The 13,703-nt window shown below is 59.9% G+C and carries 17 protein-coding genes and 1 tRNA gene; 13 read left to right on the top strand and 5 right to left on the bottom strand.

Annotated elements, in window-relative coordinates:
- Positions 1-22 precede the first annotated feature (22 nt).
- From V3W27_RS08910 to V3W27_RS08895, 4 genes are read left to right on the top strand one after another with little or no spacing between them, the layout of a single operon-like run.
- Positions 23-1,000, top strand: coding sequence for a Bug family tripartite tricarboxylate transporter substrate binding protein (locus V3W27_RS08910; protein ID WP_115988033.1), 978 nt, complete (start codon positions 23-25; stop codon positions 998-1,000).
- A 58-nt stretch (positions 1,001-1,058) separates the two neighbouring features.
- Positions 1,059-1,517, top strand: coding sequence for a tripartite tricarboxylate transporter TctB family protein (locus V3W27_RS08905; protein WP_027614453.1), 459 nt, complete (start codon positions 1,059-1,061; stop codon positions 1,515-1,517).
- Position 1,518: 1 nt separating this feature from the next.
- Complete coding sequence (locus V3W27_RS08900; protein WP_330206412.1) at positions 1,519-3,033, top strand: tripartite tricarboxylate transporter permease; 1,515 nt, start codon at positions 1,519-1,521, stop codon at positions 3,031-3,033.
- Positions 3,026-4,060 carry an AbrB family transcriptional regulator gene (locus V3W27_RS08895; RefSeq protein WP_027614451.1) on the top strand — a complete coding sequence of 345 codons (1,035 nt, stop codon included), beginning with the start codon at positions 3,026-3,028 and terminating at the stop codon, positions 4,058-4,060. Before V3W27_RS08900 ends, V3W27_RS08895 begins: the two co-directional genes overlap by 8 nt.
- Positions 4,061-4,187: 127 nt before the next feature.
- Here V3W27_RS08895 and ung read toward each other — a convergent pair whose 3' ends face one another.
- Positions 4,188-4,880, bottom strand: a complete 693-nt coding sequence (gene ung / locus V3W27_RS08890; protein ID WP_097086750.1) for a uracil-DNA glycosylase — start codon at positions 4,878-4,880, stop codon at positions 4,188-4,190.
- A 132-nt stretch (positions 4,881-5,012) separates the two neighbouring features.
- Here ung and V3W27_RS08885 point away from each other — a divergent pair, with 132 nt between their 5' ends.
- Positions 5,013-6,125 carry an enoyl-CoA hydratase/isomerase family protein gene (locus V3W27_RS08885; protein ID WP_330206411.1) on the top strand — a complete coding sequence of 371 codons (1,113 nt, stop codon included), beginning with the start codon at positions 5,013-5,015 and terminating at the stop codon, positions 6,123-6,125.
- A 66-nt stretch (positions 6,126-6,191) separates the two neighbouring features.
- Here the strand turns inward: V3W27_RS08885 and V3W27_RS08880 are convergent, their stop codons facing one another.
- Positions 6,192-6,590 carry a hypothetical protein gene (locus V3W27_RS08880; RefSeq protein ID WP_007963255.1) on the bottom strand — a complete coding sequence of 133 codons (399 nt, stop codon included), beginning with the start codon at positions 6,588-6,590 and terminating at the stop codon, positions 6,192-6,194.
- A gap of 179 nt (positions 6,591-6,769) precedes the next feature.
- Positions 6,770-7,033, bottom strand: a complete 264-nt coding sequence (locus tag V3W27_RS08875) for a hypothetical protein (protein ID WP_330206410.1) — start codon at positions 7,031-7,033, stop codon at positions 6,770-6,772.
- A 374-nt stretch (positions 7,034-7,407) separates the two neighbouring features.
- Between V3W27_RS08875 and V3W27_RS08870 the strand changes: the two genes are divergently transcribed.
- The 7 genes from V3W27_RS08870 (at position 7,408) to V3W27_RS08840 (ending at position 11,564) form a co-directional block, all read left to right on the top strand.
- A complete protein-coding gene (locus tag V3W27_RS08870; RefSeq protein WP_330206409.1) occupies positions 7,408-7,638 on the top strand; it encodes a cysteine-rich CWC family protein in 231 nt (76 codons plus the stop codon).
- Between the two features lie 33 nt (positions 7,639-7,671).
- Complete coding sequence (locus V3W27_RS08865; RefSeq protein WP_330206408.1) at positions 7,672-8,364, top strand: pseudouridine synthase; 693 nt, start codon at positions 7,672-7,674, stop codon at positions 8,362-8,364.
- A 316-nt stretch (positions 8,365-8,680) separates the two neighbouring features.
- Positions 8,681-9,565, top strand: coding sequence for an alpha/beta fold hydrolase (locus V3W27_RS08860; RefSeq protein ID WP_330206407.1), 885 nt, complete (start codon positions 8,681-8,683; stop codon positions 9,563-9,565).
- Between the two features lie 159 nt (positions 9,566-9,724).
- Positions 9,725-9,798, top strand: a tRNA-Gly gene (locus tag V3W27_RS08855).
- Positions 9,799-10,062: 264 nt separating this feature from the next.
- A complete protein-coding gene (locus V3W27_RS08850) occupies positions 10,063-10,242 on the top strand; it encodes a type II toxin-antitoxin system HicA family toxin (RefSeq protein WP_247267805.1) in 180 nt (59 codons plus the stop codon).
- Positions 10,243-10,278: 36 nt separating this feature from the next.
- On the top strand, positions 10,279-10,686 hold the full coding sequence (locus V3W27_RS08845; RefSeq protein ID WP_041070420.1) for a type II toxin-antitoxin system HicB family antitoxin: 408 nt from the start codon (positions 10,279-10,281) through the stop codon (positions 10,684-10,686).
- Between the two features lie 149 nt (positions 10,687-10,835).
- The gene (locus V3W27_RS08840) at positions 10,836-11,564 is read left to right on the top strand and encodes a class I SAM-dependent methyltransferase (RefSeq protein WP_330206406.1); all 729 of its coding nucleotides are present in this window, start codon (positions 10,836-10,838) and stop codon (positions 11,562-11,564) included.
- Between the two features lie 126 nt (positions 11,565-11,690).
- Here the strand turns inward: V3W27_RS08840 and tam are convergent, their stop codons facing one another.
- Positions 11,691-12,461, bottom strand: coding sequence for a trans-aconitate 2-methyltransferase (tam, locus tag V3W27_RS08835; protein ID WP_330206405.1), 771 nt, complete (start codon positions 12,459-12,461; stop codon positions 11,691-11,693).
- A 187-nt stretch (positions 12,462-12,648) separates the two neighbouring features.
- Between tam and V3W27_RS08830 the strand changes: the two genes are divergently transcribed.
- Positions 12,649-13,059, top strand: coding sequence for a low affinity iron permease family protein (locus tag V3W27_RS08830; protein WP_047598058.1), 411 nt, complete (start codon positions 12,649-12,651; stop codon positions 13,057-13,059).
- A gap of 100 nt (positions 13,060-13,159) precedes the next feature.
- Here V3W27_RS08830 and V3W27_RS08825 read toward each other — a convergent pair whose 3' ends face one another.
- A complete protein-coding gene (locus V3W27_RS08825) occupies positions 13,160-13,663 on the bottom strand; it encodes a DUF4142 domain-containing protein (RefSeq protein WP_330206404.1) in 504 nt (167 codons plus the stop codon).
- Positions 13,664-13,703 lie beyond the last annotated feature (40 nt).

Here is a 13,703-nt window from a genome sequence, read left to right as displayed (position 1 = left end):
AACAACTCCCAAGGAGACATAGATGAACTTATCACTGCGTAAAGTTGCTCTGGCCGCTGGCGTCATGTTGTTCGCCGGCCAACTGATGGCCGAACCGAAACGTCCGGAATGCATCGCCCCGGCCTCCCCCGGCGGTGGTTTCGACCTGACCTGCAAACTGGCGCAGAGCGCGCTGGTCAACGAAAAACTGCTGACCAAACCGATGCGCGTGACCTACATGCCCGGCGGTGTCGGCGCGGTGGCGTACAACGCGGTCGTCGCCCAGCGCCCGGCCGACGCCGGCACGCTGGTGGCGTGGTCCAGCGGTTCGCTGCTGAATCTGGCGCAAGGCAAGTTTGGTCGTTTCGATGAAACCAATGTGCGCTGGCTGGCCGCCGTCGGCACCAGTTACGGTGCCATCGCGGTGAAAAGCGATTCGCCTTACAAGACCCTCGACGATCTGGTCAAAGCCCTGAAGAAAGATCCGAGCTCCGTGGTGATCGGTTCCGGCGGCACCGTCGGCAGCCAGGACTGGATGCAGACCGCACTGATCGCCAAGGCTGCCGGGATCAACCCGCGTGACCTGCGTTACGTCGCCCTCGAAGGCGGCGGCGAAATCGCTACTGCACTGCTCGGCGGTCACATCCAGGTGGGTAGTACCGACATCTCCGACTCCATGCCGCATATCCAGAGCGGTGACATGCGGCTGCTCGCGGTGTTCGCCGATAAACGCATCGACGAGCCGGAAATGAAAGACATCCCGACCGCGCGAGAGCAGGGCTACGACATCGTCTGGCCGGTGGTGCGTGGTTTCTACCTTGGGCCAAAAGTCAGCGACGAAGACTACGCCTGGTGGAAGGACGCCTTCGACAAACTGCTGGCCTCGGAAGAGTTCGCCAAGCTGCGCGATCAGCGTGAACTGTTCCCGTTCGCCATGACCGGCCCGGAGCTGGACACCTACGTGAAGAAGCAGGTCGCGGACTACAAAGTGCTGGCCAAAGAGTTCGGCCTGATTCAGTGATCGTCTCTGTCTAGCGGCTGCGGCCTCGCGCATCGAGGCCTCGGCACAGGAGTTTCCCATGCTCTTACAACGCATTTTCGCCTCGGTGCTGTTGCTGGCCTGCGTCGGCCTGGCGCTGATGGCGTGGCCGTATCAAGCGGCTTTTTCCTACGAACCGGTCGGCCCGCGCGCCTTTCCCCTGCTGATGCTCGGCCTGATGGGCGTGGCGCTGCTGTACATGGTGTTCCGCCCTGCACCGATCAAACACAGCGAAGACGAGCCGCCGCTGGATCGCGAAACCCTGACCAAGATCGGCATCTGCGTGCTGTTGCTGCTGGTCTTCGCCGGCCTGTTCGAACCGCTGGGCTTCATCCTCAGCAGCATCCTGATCGGCATCCCGATGGCGCGCCTGTATGGCGGTCGCTGGTTGCCAAGCATTGTGGTCACGACATTGATGGCCATCGGTCTGTACCTGCTGTTCGACCGTCTGATGGACGTTCCGCTGCCTTTGGGCCTGCTCGACGTTCTGGAGAACTGATATGGATACTCTCGGTTATTTGGGGCAGGGCTTCGGCGTCGCGCTGAGCCCGTACAACCTGGTCACGGCCTTGACCGGCACGCTGATCGGCACCGTGGTCGGGCTGTTGCCGGGCCTGGGTCCGATCAATGGCGTGGCCCTGCTGATCCCGATCGCCTTTGCCCTCGGCCTGCCACCGGAGTCGGCGCTGATTCTGCTGGCGGCGGTGTATCTGGGCTGCGAATACGGCGGGCGGATTAGCTCGATCCTGCTGAACATTCCGGGCGAAGCCTCCACCGTGATGACCACCCTCGACGGCTATCCGATGGCGCGCCAGGGTCTGGCCGGTGTCGCGCTGTCGCTGTCGGCATGGAGTTCGTTCATCGGTGCGTTCATCGCCACCTGCGGCATGGTGCTGTTCGCCCCGTTACTGGCGAAATGGGCGATTGCCTTCGGTCCGGCGGAATACTTCGTGTTGATGGTGTTCGCGATCGTCTGCCTTGGCGGCATGGCCGGTGATCGTCCGCTGAAGACTTTTATTGCGGCGCTGATCGGGCTGTTTCTGTCGACCGTGGGCATCGACGCCAACAGCGGCGTATACCGCTTCACCGGCGACAACATTCACCTGACCGACGGCATCCAGTTCGTGGTGCTGGTACTGGGTCTGTTCTCGGTCAGTGAAACTCTCCTGCTGCTGGAAAAAACCCATCGTGGCCAGGAAGCGGTGAAAGCCACCGGACGCATGATGTTCAACTTCAAGGAAGCGGCGTCGGTGTTCGTGGTGAACATCCGTTGCGGCCTGCTGGGTTTCATCATGGGCGTGTTGCCGGGTGCCGGCGCGACGCTGGCCAGTGCCGTGGCCTACATGACCGAAAAACGCATCGCCGGTGCCGGCGGCAAATTCGGTCAGGGTGACGCCCGTGGCCTCGCCGCTCCTGAGACTGCAATCGGCGCTTCGGCCTGCGGCGCACTGGTGCCGATGCTGACCCTCGGCGTACCCGGTTCGGGCACCACCGCCGTGATGATCGGCGCGCTGTCGCTGTACAACATCACCCCGGGGCCGCTGCTGTTCCAACAGCAACCGGACATCGTTTGGGGCCTGATCGCTTCGTTGTTCATCGCCAACATCATGCTGGTGATCCTCAACATCCCGATGATCCGCATCTTCACCCGCATCCTCGCCGTGCCGAACTGGGCACTGGTGCCGGTGATCGCGATCATCACCGGAATCGGCGTGTACGCCGTGCATGCGACCACCTTCGACCTGTTCCTGATGGTCGGCATCGGTATCTTCGGCTACATCCTGCGCAAGCTGGATTTCCCGTTGTCGCCCGTGCTGCTCGGGTTCATCCTCGGTGGGCTGATGGAGCAGAACCTGCGTCGTGCACTGTCGATCTCCAACGGTGCGCTGGAAATCCTCTGGTCGAGCCCGATCACTTTCGGCGTGTGGATCCTGACCGCGATCATGTTGCTGATGCCGCTGCTGCGCATCTGGCGCAAACGCTCGGCGGCGCAACGCGCCATCGCCGATGTCTGATCGCTCCTCCCTCCGAAGCTGGTGGGCGACCCCGCTGGTCGGTCTGCTTGGCGGTTTTATCGCCAGCCAGATCGGCTGGCCACTGCCGTGGATGGTCGGCTCGCTGCTGGCGATTATCCTGGTGCGCTGCCTGACACCCTGGCAATTGACCGAGATCCCCGGCGGGCGCAAATGCGGCCAATGGATCGTCGGCATCGGCATCGGCCTGCACTTCACGCCGCTGGTGATGGAGCAGGTACTGAGTCATTTCGGTTTGATTTTCTTCGGCGCGCTGGTCACCAGCCTGTCGGCGGTGGTCGGCGTGTGGTTGATGCGGCGTACCGGCGAAGATCGCGCCACGGCATTTTTCTCGAGCATGCCCGGCGGTTCCGGGGAGATGGTCAACCTCGGCGCGCGCAATGGCGCGCTGCTCAGCCATGTCGCGGCGGGGCAGAGTCTGCGGGTGCTGGTGGTGGTGCTGTGCGTGCCGGCCGCGTTCAAGTATCTGCTGGGCGACGGCACACCGATTTCCCACGCCGGCAACGTCGATTGGCGCTGGCTGGCGATTCTGTTTCCCACGGGCGCCCTGCTCGCCTGGCTCTGGCAGCGTTTGCGTCAACCCAATCCGTGGCTGTTCGGGCCGTTGCTGGTCAGTGCCACGGTGAGCATTGCCTGGGATTTGCACATCGGCCTGCCGGACGGCGGCAGCCAGATCGGTCAGTGGCTGATCGGCAGCGGGCTGGGCTGTCACTTCAATCGACAGTTCTTCCGCCGCGCGCCGTCATTCATGGGGCGTACGCTGATCGGCACGGCGCTGACCATGTTGATCGCCACATTGGCCGCGCTGGGCTTGAGTGCGCTGACCCATCTGGATCTGCGTTCGCTGACGTTGGGCATGATGCCCGGTGGGATTGCCGAGATGAGTCTGACGGCGGAGACCCTGCAACTGTCGGTGCCGCTGGTGACGGCGATGCAGGTGATGCGGCTGCTGTTTGTACTGTTTCTGGCGGAGCCGTTGTTCAAATACTGGAACCGTAATCCCGAGTAATACCGCGCCGCCCTTTTCGCGAGCAGGCTCGCTCCCACAGGGTTTTGAGGTGTTCACACAATCTGTGGCAACCACAGGAACCTGTGGGAGCGAGCCTGCTCGCGAAGGGGCCCGCCCATTCAACCCATCAAATCGGCGGCAGACGCCACTCAATTGGCGCTTCGCCATTCTGCTCGAGAAACTTGTTGGTCCGACTGAAATGCCCGCAGCCGAGGAAGCCACGATAAGCCGACAACGGCGATGGATGCACCGACGTCAGCACCAAATGCTTGGTCGCATCGATCAGCTTCTGCTTACTCTGCGCGTGTGCCCCCCACAGCATGAACACCAGATGCGGCTGGCGTTCGCTGACCACCTCAATGATCCGGTCGGTGAAGAACTGCCAGCCCTTGTCCTTGTGCGCGTTGGCATTGGCGCGCTCGACAGTCATGGTGGTGTTGAGCATCAACACGCCCTGATCGGCCCAGCTCTGCAGGTAGCCGTGGTTGGGAATGTCGATGTTCAAGTCGCGCTTCAACTCTTTGTAGATATTGACCAGCGACGGCGGCGCCGGCACGCCGGGTTGCACCGAAAAGCACAAGCCATGGGCCTGGCCCGGGCCGTGATACGGGTCCTGGCCGAGGATCACCACTTTGACTTTATCCAGCGGCGTCGAATTCAGCGCATTGAAAATCAGCGGGCCCGGCGGGTAGATTTCCTTGCCGGCAGCCCGCTCCTGCTGCAGAAAATTGCGCAACTCTGCCATGTATGGCTGGTCGAACTCAGCACGCAGTGCCTCCTTCCAGCTCGGTTCGAGTTTGATACGGTCGTCAGCAGTCATGGTCATACCCGGCAAAAACAATGGGGCGAACCCTAGGAAAGCCGACCACGCTTGTCAATTGATCTGACGCAGATCCGGCACTTTCCCACACAGCGATCATACTGATCGTTCAAATTCCCGATCGAGGTCACGATGAATCTGCACTTCGAAGAACTCACCGGCACCGACGGCGCCCGTCTCGGGATCGCCAGCCTGGATGCTGAAAAGTCGCTCAACGCGCTGTCCTTGCCGATGATCAACGCCCTGAGCGACAAGCTGAACGCCTGGGCCAAGGATCCACAAATCGTCTGCGTGCTATTGCGCGGCAACGGCGCCAAGGCGTTCTGCGCCGGCGGCGAAGTGCGTAGCCTGGTGGAGGCCTGCCGGGCCCACCCCGGTGAAGTCCCGCCACTGGCGGCGCAGTTTTTCGCCGCCGAGTATCGCCTGGACTACAGCTTGCATACCTACCCCAAACCGCTGATTTGCTGGGGCCACGGTTACGTGCTCGGCGGCGGCATGGGCCTGTTGCAAGGCGCCAGCACGCGGATCGTCACGCCGAGCAGTCGCCTGGCGATGCCGGAGATCACCATCGGTTTGTATCCGGACGTCGGGGCCAGTTGGTTTTTGTCACGGTTGCCGGGCAAGCTCGGCTTGTTCCTCGGTCTGACGGGTGCACACATGAACGGCCGCGATGCGATCGATCTGGATCTGGCCGACCGTTTCCTGCTTGAAGAGCAGCAACCGCAGCTGATCGAAGGCCTGCTGCAACTCAACTGGCAGGAACAGACCGACATGCAGCTCAACAGTCTGTTCAAGGCCCTGCAACAGGAAGCCGTGGGGCAGATGCCCGAGGCGCAGTGGCTGCCGCGGCGTCAGCAGATCGATGAACTGCTCGACGTCAGCGACGTCACCTGTGCCTGGAAAGCCATCAGCCTGCAACGCGACAGCAGCGACCCGCTGATCGCCCGCGCCGCGAAAACCCTGAGCGAAGGCTCGCCGCTGACCGCGCATCTGGTCTGGGAACAGATCCTCCGCGCCCGCTATCTGTCGCTGGCCGAAGTGTTCCAGATGGAATACACCCTGAGCCTCAATTGCTGCCGGCACCCGGAATTCAGCGAAGGCGTGCGCGCACGATTGATAGACAAGGATCAGAAACCGCACTGGCATTGGCCGGATATCAATACCGTGCCGGATGCGGTGGTCGAGGCGCATTTTCACAAGGTCTGGGAAGGTCGGCATCCGTTGGCGGATCTGACGCAATACTGAACGCCCGGTAAATCGCAGGCACAAAAAAAGCGGCGCTCAATGCGCCGCTTTTTTGTTTGCGGATGATTACCAGCGACCGCCTCGCCCGCCGTGGTCACCGCGGTTACCGTGATGGTCACGGCCGCCACGGTCACGATCCCAACCTCCACCGCGGTGGCCGTCCCAACGGCCACGATCATTGTCGTGCCAGCGACGACTCTCGTAGTAGCGTGGCGCTGGCTGGTAGTAGCGCGGCGCCGAGTAGTAACGCGGAGCCGGTTGATAGTAACGCGGGGCCGCCTGGTAGTAGCGCGGGGCCGAGTAATAGGTGCTGCCACCGCTGTAATAGGTGCCGCCAGTGTTGTAGTAAGCCGGAGCGGGTGAGGTGTAGACCTCCGAGCTGTAATAACTGTCTGCGTAGGAGTAGGGAGCGCAACCGGCAACGGAAAACATCATCGCAGCAAGTAGAAGAATTCGTCGATACATGGCGGCCTCCTGGACCGCGGGTAGCCGCACCAGCGACGCTGGCAGGCATCAGTCGTTTATTCGGTGACTGACGAAACATCTGACAGCGTTTTCCGAATCTGGTGCGCTTCCGTAACAAGTTGAAACATGTGATTGATGAAATCCTGTTCATTTGGAAACCACTGTCATTCAGCAACTGATCAGTGGTGCCCACCGTGATAGCCGCCGCCGTGATAACCGCGTCCGTAGCCGCCGCGATAGCCGTGACCACCGTAGTAATAGCGCCCGCCACCGTAGTAGCGCGGACCGTAATAACCGCCGTAGTAATACGACGAGTAATAGCCTGGATAGTAGTAAGTGGCAGGGTAAGCATCGTAAGGACCGGCATAGTAGTAACACCCGGACAGGCCTGAACCGAGCACCGCTCCCAGCAGCACTCGACGTAACAGTTTTGAAATACCCATGACGGCCTCCTGAAAGACCCACGGCCGCAGCAGGACAGCGCAGCCGACACAGTTTTTGACTGTCATGTCTGGGGCAAGTGCCGGGCGCGGAAAAGCTTCAGATCAGCGGTGTCAGTCACACTGAAAATGCTCTGTGGGAGCGGGCTTGCTCGCGAAAGCGGTGGGTCAGTGACGAATCACTGACTGACAGGACGCCTTCGCGAGCAAGCCCGCTCCCACAGTTAGCCTGCGTAATGCCCAGGAATACATCGGTGCCACCACCGTACATGCTGATGACACCTTGCATACCCTGCTGTCTCGGGCCGATCATGCGATGTAGCAGGCCAGACAAACTGGCCGTAACCGCAATTGCGTGGAAATGCCTTACTCGTCCTATGCCTGATTCCGACATCAAACCCGACCTCTGCCCCGCCTGCGGCGCGCGCAACGACTGCAGCCTGGCCGATCCGCGCACCGCCGACCAGGCCTGCTGGTGCTTTGGCGTAAGCATCGACCCGGCAGTGCTCGAAGCGCTTCCGGCCGAACTGCGCAATCAATCCTGCCTATGCCCGCGCTGCGCGCAGGTCGAAGCGCAACTGCAAGCAGCGGCGCGACCGATCCCGTAAGATACGCGACCCTTTGTCCGCCGATTTCTGACCATGCGCGTCGACCGCTTCCTCAGCAACCTGCCCCGCTATAACCGTCAGCAGGTTCGCCTGTTGCTGGTGGAAAAGCGCGTGCGGATCGACGGAAAAGTCGTCAGCGACCCGCACAGCGAAGTGCTGGAGTTCAGCCGCGTCGAAGTCGATGAAGAAGTCCTGCAACTCGGCAAACCGGCACGCTACTTCATGCTGCACAAGCCGCCGGGGTGCGTCAGTGCCACTCGCGATCCGCAGCACCCGACCGTGCTTGACCTGATCGATGAACCGGACAAGGACGACCTGCACATCGCCGGTCGCCTCGACTTCAACACCACCGGGCTGATGCTGATCACCAACGATGGCAGCTGGTCGCGACGCCTGACCCAACCGCAGACCAAACTGCCGAAGGTCTATTACGTCGAGACCGAACAGGAGATCGGGCCGCAATACGCGCTGGCGTTTGCCGATGGCATCTACTTCGCCTTCGAAAACCTGACCACGCAGCCGGCGCAACTCGAAGTGCTCGGCCCGCGAGTGGCGCGCCTGAGCATCGTCGAGGGTCGCTACCATCAGGTGAAGCGCATGTTTGGTCACTTCAACAACAAAGTGTTGCGCCTGCACCGCGAATCCATGGGCCCGCTGTCGCTGGATAACGCGCTAAAACCGGGCGAGTACCGCGCTTTGCGCACCGAAGAGATCCATTTGTTCTAAGCCGGCGACCGCTCAGCAGAAGTTGTCGAACAATTTACCAACGGCACTTGCGCGATCCCCATCCCACTGCTTGAATCAGGACGTCGGCCAAATTGTGACCGATTAGTCACACCATACATCCAAGAAACTTTTTGCCGGTCGTCAGCCCTCTGGGTTGCGCCTCAGCCGGCAGACTGCCCGCCAATAACAACACCCGTCGACCGCAGTCATGGATCGACATGGGCCAAGCAAATTCCAGGCGTATGCCTACCTGTCACAAAGCTCGTGCAATCTCTATTTGCGCGCATACCCGCTTGCTTGCCAGGAGTCTTATGACATGAGGCCAGAAATCGCTGTGCTGGATATACAGGGTCAGTATCGGGTTTACACGGAGTTCTATCGCGCAGACGCCGCAGAAAAGACCATCATCCTGGTCAACGGCTCGATGGCCACGACTGCGTCGTTTGCACAGACTGTGAAAAACCTGCACCCGCAATTCAACGTGGTTTGCTACGACCAGCCCTACGCGGGCCGGTCGAAAATCCACAACCGTCACGAGAAACATCTGACCAAGGAAGTCGAAGGGCAGATCCTGCTGGAGCTGATCGACCACTTCGGCGCCGAACACGTGCTGTCGTTTTCCTGGGGCGGCGCAGCCACCCTGGTTGCCCTGTCGCAACAGCCGCGGCGTATCGAGAAAGCCGTGATCAGCTCGTTCTCGCCGGTGATCAACGCACACATGCTTGATTACCTGGAGCGCGGTGTCGATTACCTCGGCCAGCGCGACGGCGACCGCGTCGGGCACCTGGTCAACAGCACTATCGGTAAACACTTGCCGTCACTGTTCAAGCGCTTCAACTATCGCCACGTCAGCAGCCTGGCCGAGCACGAATACGGGCAGATGCACTTTCACATCAGTGACGTGCTGCACAGCGATCGTCAGTGCTATTTGAATGCGGCGAAGAAGATCAACGTGCCGGTGCTGTTTCTCAACGGCGAATGGGATGAATACACCGCCGCCGAAGACGCCCGGATATTCGGCAACCATGTGGCGCACAGCACCTTCACCACGCTGCAGGCCACCGGCCACTTCCTCGACATGGAGCACAAGGCTGCGTGCCGCGATAGCCAGAACGCACTGCTTGGTTTCCTGAAACCCTCAACGCAGTCGAGCCGAACGCGTTACGCGTTCGTCCAGGATCACCATGCATTGGCCATTTGAAAAAGCGTCGTCGCGAGCGAGTCTGTGGGGCTGAAAAACCAGCATTCATTGTCCTGCAGATTTGCCCGCGAATGACCGTTTTCAATGCTGTAACGCGCTGCGAGCAAAAGAAAAACTTCAAATCCGCGCCCGACTCTGGTACAAAGTCAGCCGCTCTGAGCGGGTATAGTTTAGTGGCAAAACGAAAGCTTCCCAAGCTTTAGTTGAGGGTTCGATTCCCTCTACCCGCTCCACTCACTCAGGTCTCACGTCGTATTATGACGGGGGATGCAGGAACAGAAAAACCGGCCTACAGGGCCGGTTTTTTTGTGTCCGGGATTTGTCCGCATTGCCCCGTAAAGGCCTGCAACACACGCATCATCCCAACGCGAAGCCCCAGCCTAGACTGGACCTTGCCAGCGAGCCAATTAAAAGTCGATGACCGCTCGGTGGTTATGGTGTTGATAAAAAAAAATCAGTAGTTATAGTACCCACCAAGCACACCACAAGGAGGTGTTGTGAATAGCCGCTTTTTAATCGGTCAACTCGTCGCAGACGGCTGGTATCTGGTGCGGGTCAAAGGCAGTCATCATCACTTTAAACATCCCGTCAAGCCTGGACTGGTGACGGTGCCGCACCCGAAGAAAGACCTGCTAAAGAAAACGGCCATCAGCATTATGAAACAGGCGCTGCTCTGACTTACTCCGCCAACAGCGCCCAGGAGGACCACGAACATGCTTTACCCGATCGCAATTTCAATAGGTGATGAAGAACACGCCTGGGGAGTGGAAGTGCCGGATATTCCCGGCTGTTTTTCTGCCGGCGATGATCTGGATGATGCCGTCGCGATGGCTCGTGAAGCCATTGAGGGGCATTTCGAAATTCTGGCCGAGGACGGTGCGTCGATCCCGCCAGCCAGCAAGCTTGGCGTGCACGTAGCGAACCCGCAGTACTCCGGTTGTGCCTGGGCTGTGGTTGATATCGACGTTACCAAATACCTGGGCAAGGCGCAGAAACTCAACATCACACTGCCCGGCTATCTGCTCAACCGCATAGATGAATATGTGCTTCATCACCCGGAAGAAAAAAGTCGTTCGGGGTTTCTGGCCTCGGCAGCGTTGAAGGTCTTGCAGCAAGGTTGAATGCAAATCGGGCCCTCCGCTAGCATTTCTCCATCACCCACCACCCTCCCCCTGCGCGGCCATCGACGAATACGAGTTTTGACTTTCGAGGGACTCCATGGCGCGGCCTCTGTGCCGCCGATGACCGAACTCAAAAGAGCACTTCCCCCATGACGCAAAACATTTACGACGACCCCGAATTTTTTCACGGTTACAGCCAGATGAACCGTTCAATCGGCGGCCTCGATGCCGCGCCGGAGTGGCCGGCGCTCAAGGCTTTGCTGCCATCGATGCACGACTTGAATGTGGTCGACCTCGGCTGCGGCTATGGCTGGTTCAGCCGCTGGGCCAGTGAACACGGTGCCGCCAATGTGCTGGGGCTGGATGTCTCGGAAAAGATGCTGGAGCGCGCGCGTGAAACCACTACGGCGGCGAATATCCGCTATGAACGCGCCGATCTTGAACACATCGACCTGCCGGCCTGCAGTTTCGATCTGGCCTACAGTTCGCTGGCGCTGCATTACATCAAGGATCTGGCCGGACTGTTCGCCCATCTGTACGGGGCGTTGAAACCGGGCTCGTATTTTGTGTTCTCCATCGAACATCCGATCTTCATGGCCCCGCGCAATCCAGGCTGGCTGGTCGACAGCGATGGGCGCAAGCGCTGGCCGCTGGACAGTTATCAGATGGAAGGCGAGCGGGTAACCCACTGGCTGGCCGACGGGGTGATCAAGCAGCACCGCACGCTTGGCACGCTGTTGAATTCGTTGATCGCGGCGGGTTTTGCCATTCGCCACGTCAACGAATGGGGCCCGAGCGATGCGGAGGTGACCGCGCAACCAGCGCTGGCTGAAGAGCGGGAGCGGCCGATGATGTTGTTGGTGGCGGTGCAGCGCTAATTCGCGGCATATGCATTGTGGCGAGGGAGCTTGCTCCCGCTGGGGCGCGAAGCGCCCCGAATATCTTGGGCCTGCTCCGCAGTCCAGCGGGAGCAAGCTCCCTCGCCACAGAATGGGTGTTTGCCGTTACCGAGTCGCGACGATAAATAGCCGTGGAAACGGCAACAGCACCGAACCATCCGGCAACGCCGGATACGCCTCGGAAACGGCCGCCAGATACTGCTGCAGATACTGCGCCTGCTCCTCTTCGCTCAGCGGGCTCAGAAACGGAATCAAGCCACTGCCCTTGAACCACTCCACGATCCCCGCCGCTCCACCGGACAACTGATGGTGATAGGTGGTGCGCCACACATCGACCCGCGAACAGTGCAGACGCAACATCGAGAAGTAATCGCTGGCACTCGCCATGTCGGTGCGCTGCCCGGCGGCGCCAGCCAGCTTGGCGGCCCATGGGCCGTTGGCGGCGACTTCACGCATCAATCGGTGGGAAGGCTCGTTGAGGTTGTCCGGCATCTGGATCGCCAGACTGCCACCGTCCGAAAGCTTACCCGCCAACGCCGGCAGCAACGTAGCGTGATCCGGCACCCATTGCAGCACTGCATTGGCGAAGATCACATCGAACGGGCCTTGATCCCCCCAACTATCGATTTCTGCGACCTCGAACTGCAACTGCGGGAGGCGCTTGCGCGCGGCGTTTACCATGTCCGGCGAACTATCGAGACCCCTGACCTGGGCCTGCTCAAAACGCTGCACCAGCAGCTCGGTGGAGTTACCCGGACCGCAACCGATATCGACCACCGATCGCGCCTGAACCGTGGGAATCGCCGCCAGCAGATCACGTGCCGGGCGGGTGCGTTCATCTTCGAAAGCGACGTATTGTCTGGCGGACCAACTCATTGCGTTCTCCTGTCGGAACACTTCAGCGGTTCGTCACAATACAGGTAGCGCTGCGGGCAGTTCCAGACGGGCTTATTGCAAGGGATGTCTTCGCCCTCACAATTATTGGCAGTCGCCATTTGTAAGTAGAATTTTCATCGCGCCCCGGATGTCTGAATTTCAAGCTCTCCCAATAAGGAACACCGCAATGAAATTCGCCAAAATCTCCCAGACCCTGGCCCTCTGGGCCGGTAGCCCGAAAACCTTCATGGGCGCATTGATCCTGATTTTTCTGTGGGGGTTGAGTGGGCCGATTTTTGATTTCAATGACACCTGGCAACTGATCATCAACACCTCGACCACAATCATCACCTTTCTGATGGTGTTCCTGATCCAGAACACGCAGAACCGCGATACCGACATCCTGCACCTGAAACTCGATGAGTTGTTGCGGGTGAACAAGGAAGCGCAGAACGCAATGCTCGGCCTGGAATCGCTGGATCTCAAACAACTCGAGGCGCTGCGCAAGCATTACCGCAGCCTGGGGGAAAGCGAGGTGTTCAACCTTGAGGGGCTGGGAGAGAAGAGCAAGCCGAAGCAGGATTTGAATGACTGCTAAGTAAAGTTGAACAAAGCAAAAGATCGCAGCCTGCGGCAGTTCCTACACCGTTCTATGTAGGAGCTGCCGCAGGCTGCGATCTTTTGATTGGCAGTTGGTGTCAGCGACTGGCTTGCAGCGCCCGGGCCATTTCCAGATGGCTTTGCAGTTTTGGCAGCGTCTCGTCGGCAAATGCCTTGATTTCCGGCACGTCGGTCGACTGCGCTTCCTGCTGGATCTGCTGGATGGCCTCTTCGGTCGCTTTCACCTGGCTCGCGGCGTAGGCCTGGTCGAAGGTTTCACCGTCTTTAACCTCCGGGATCATGCTCTTGGCCTTGTCGGCGATTTCTTCACGGGGAGCGACCGGCAGATCGAGTTTCTTCGCGATCTTCGCCAGATGCTGGTTGGCCGTGGTGCGGTCATTGATCACGACGATGGTGTAATCCTTGACCTCTTTGGATTCGGCTTTCTGGTGCGCCAGACGGCTGGCTTCGATGTCGGCCATGCCTTTGGCGGACGCATCGTTGATGAAGTCGGCAGGCGACTGGGCGAATGCTGTGCCCGCGAACAAACCCAACAGCGTGGCAAAACTGAAACGACGTATCTGGGTGGCCATCCGGCTCATGGTCGCGCCCTCCTATCTCTGCAAATTCAAGCGGGGGCTT

This window comes from Pseudomonas sp. AM14(2022), assembly GCF_036346455.1.
Taxonomy (GTDB): Bacteria; Pseudomonadota; Gammaproteobacteria; order Pseudomonadales; family Pseudomonadaceae; genus Aquipseudomonas; species Aquipseudomonas putida_A.
Note: the sequence above shows the minus strand (reverse complement) of the source record. Positions and strands in the feature narration are given on the sequence as shown.

Bases quoted from the DNA above. Each gene is read 5' to 3' on its own strand.
- V3W27_RS08910 (WP_115988033.1), top strand. From the start codon at position 23: ATGAACTTATCACTGCGTAAAGTTGCTCTGGCCGCTGGCGTCATGTTG.
- V3W27_RS08905 (WP_027614453.1), top strand. From the start codon at position 1,059: ATGCTCTTACAACGCATTTTCGCCTCGGTGCTGTTGCTGGCCTGCGTC.
- V3W27_RS08900 (WP_330206412.1), top strand. From the start codon at position 1,519: ATGGATACTCTCGGTTATTTGGGGCAGGGCTTCGGCGTCGCGCTGAGC.
- V3W27_RS08895 (WP_027614451.1), top strand. From the start codon at position 3,026: ATGTCTGATCGCTCCTCCCTCCGAAGCTGGTGGGCGACCCCGCTGGTC.
- ung (WP_097086750.1), bottom strand. From the start codon at position 4,880: ATGACTGCTGACGACCGTATCAAACTCGAACCGAGCTGGAAGGAGGCA.
- V3W27_RS08885 (WP_330206411.1), top strand. From the start codon at position 5,013: ATGAATCTGCACTTCGAAGAACTCACCGGCACCGACGGCGCCCGTCTC.
- V3W27_RS08880 (WP_007963255.1), bottom strand. From the start codon at position 6,590: ATGTATCGACGAATTCTTCTACTTGCTGCGATGATGTTTTCCGTTGCC.
- V3W27_RS08875 (WP_330206410.1), bottom strand. From the start codon at position 7,033: ATGGGTATTTCAAAACTGTTACGTCGAGTGCTGCTGGGAGCGGTGCTC.
- V3W27_RS08870 (WP_330206409.1), top strand. From the start codon at position 7,408: ATGCCTGATTCCGACATCAAACCCGACCTCTGCCCCGCCTGCGGCGCG.
- V3W27_RS08865 (WP_330206408.1), top strand. From the start codon at position 7,672: ATGCGCGTCGACCGCTTCCTCAGCAACCTGCCCCGCTATAACCGTCAG.
- V3W27_RS08860 (WP_330206407.1), top strand. From the start codon at position 8,681: ATGAGGCCAGAAATCGCTGTGCTGGATATACAGGGTCAGTATCGGGTT.
- V3W27_RS08845 (WP_041070420.1), top strand. From the start codon at position 10,279: ATGCTTTACCCGATCGCAATTTCAATAGGTGATGAAGAACACGCCTGG.
- V3W27_RS08840 (WP_330206406.1), top strand. From the start codon at position 10,836: ATGACGCAAAACATTTACGACGACCCCGAATTTTTTCACGGTTACAGC.
- tam (WP_330206405.1), bottom strand. From the start codon at position 12,461: ATGAGTTGGTCCGCCAGACAATACGTCGCTTTCGAAGATGAACGCACC.
- V3W27_RS08830 (WP_047598058.1), top strand. From the start codon at position 12,649: ATGAAATTCGCCAAAATCTCCCAGACCCTGGCCCTCTGGGCCGGTAGC.
- V3W27_RS08825 (WP_330206404.1), bottom strand. From the start codon at position 13,663: ATGAGCCGGATGGCCACCCAGATACGTCGTTTCAGTTTTGCCACGCTG.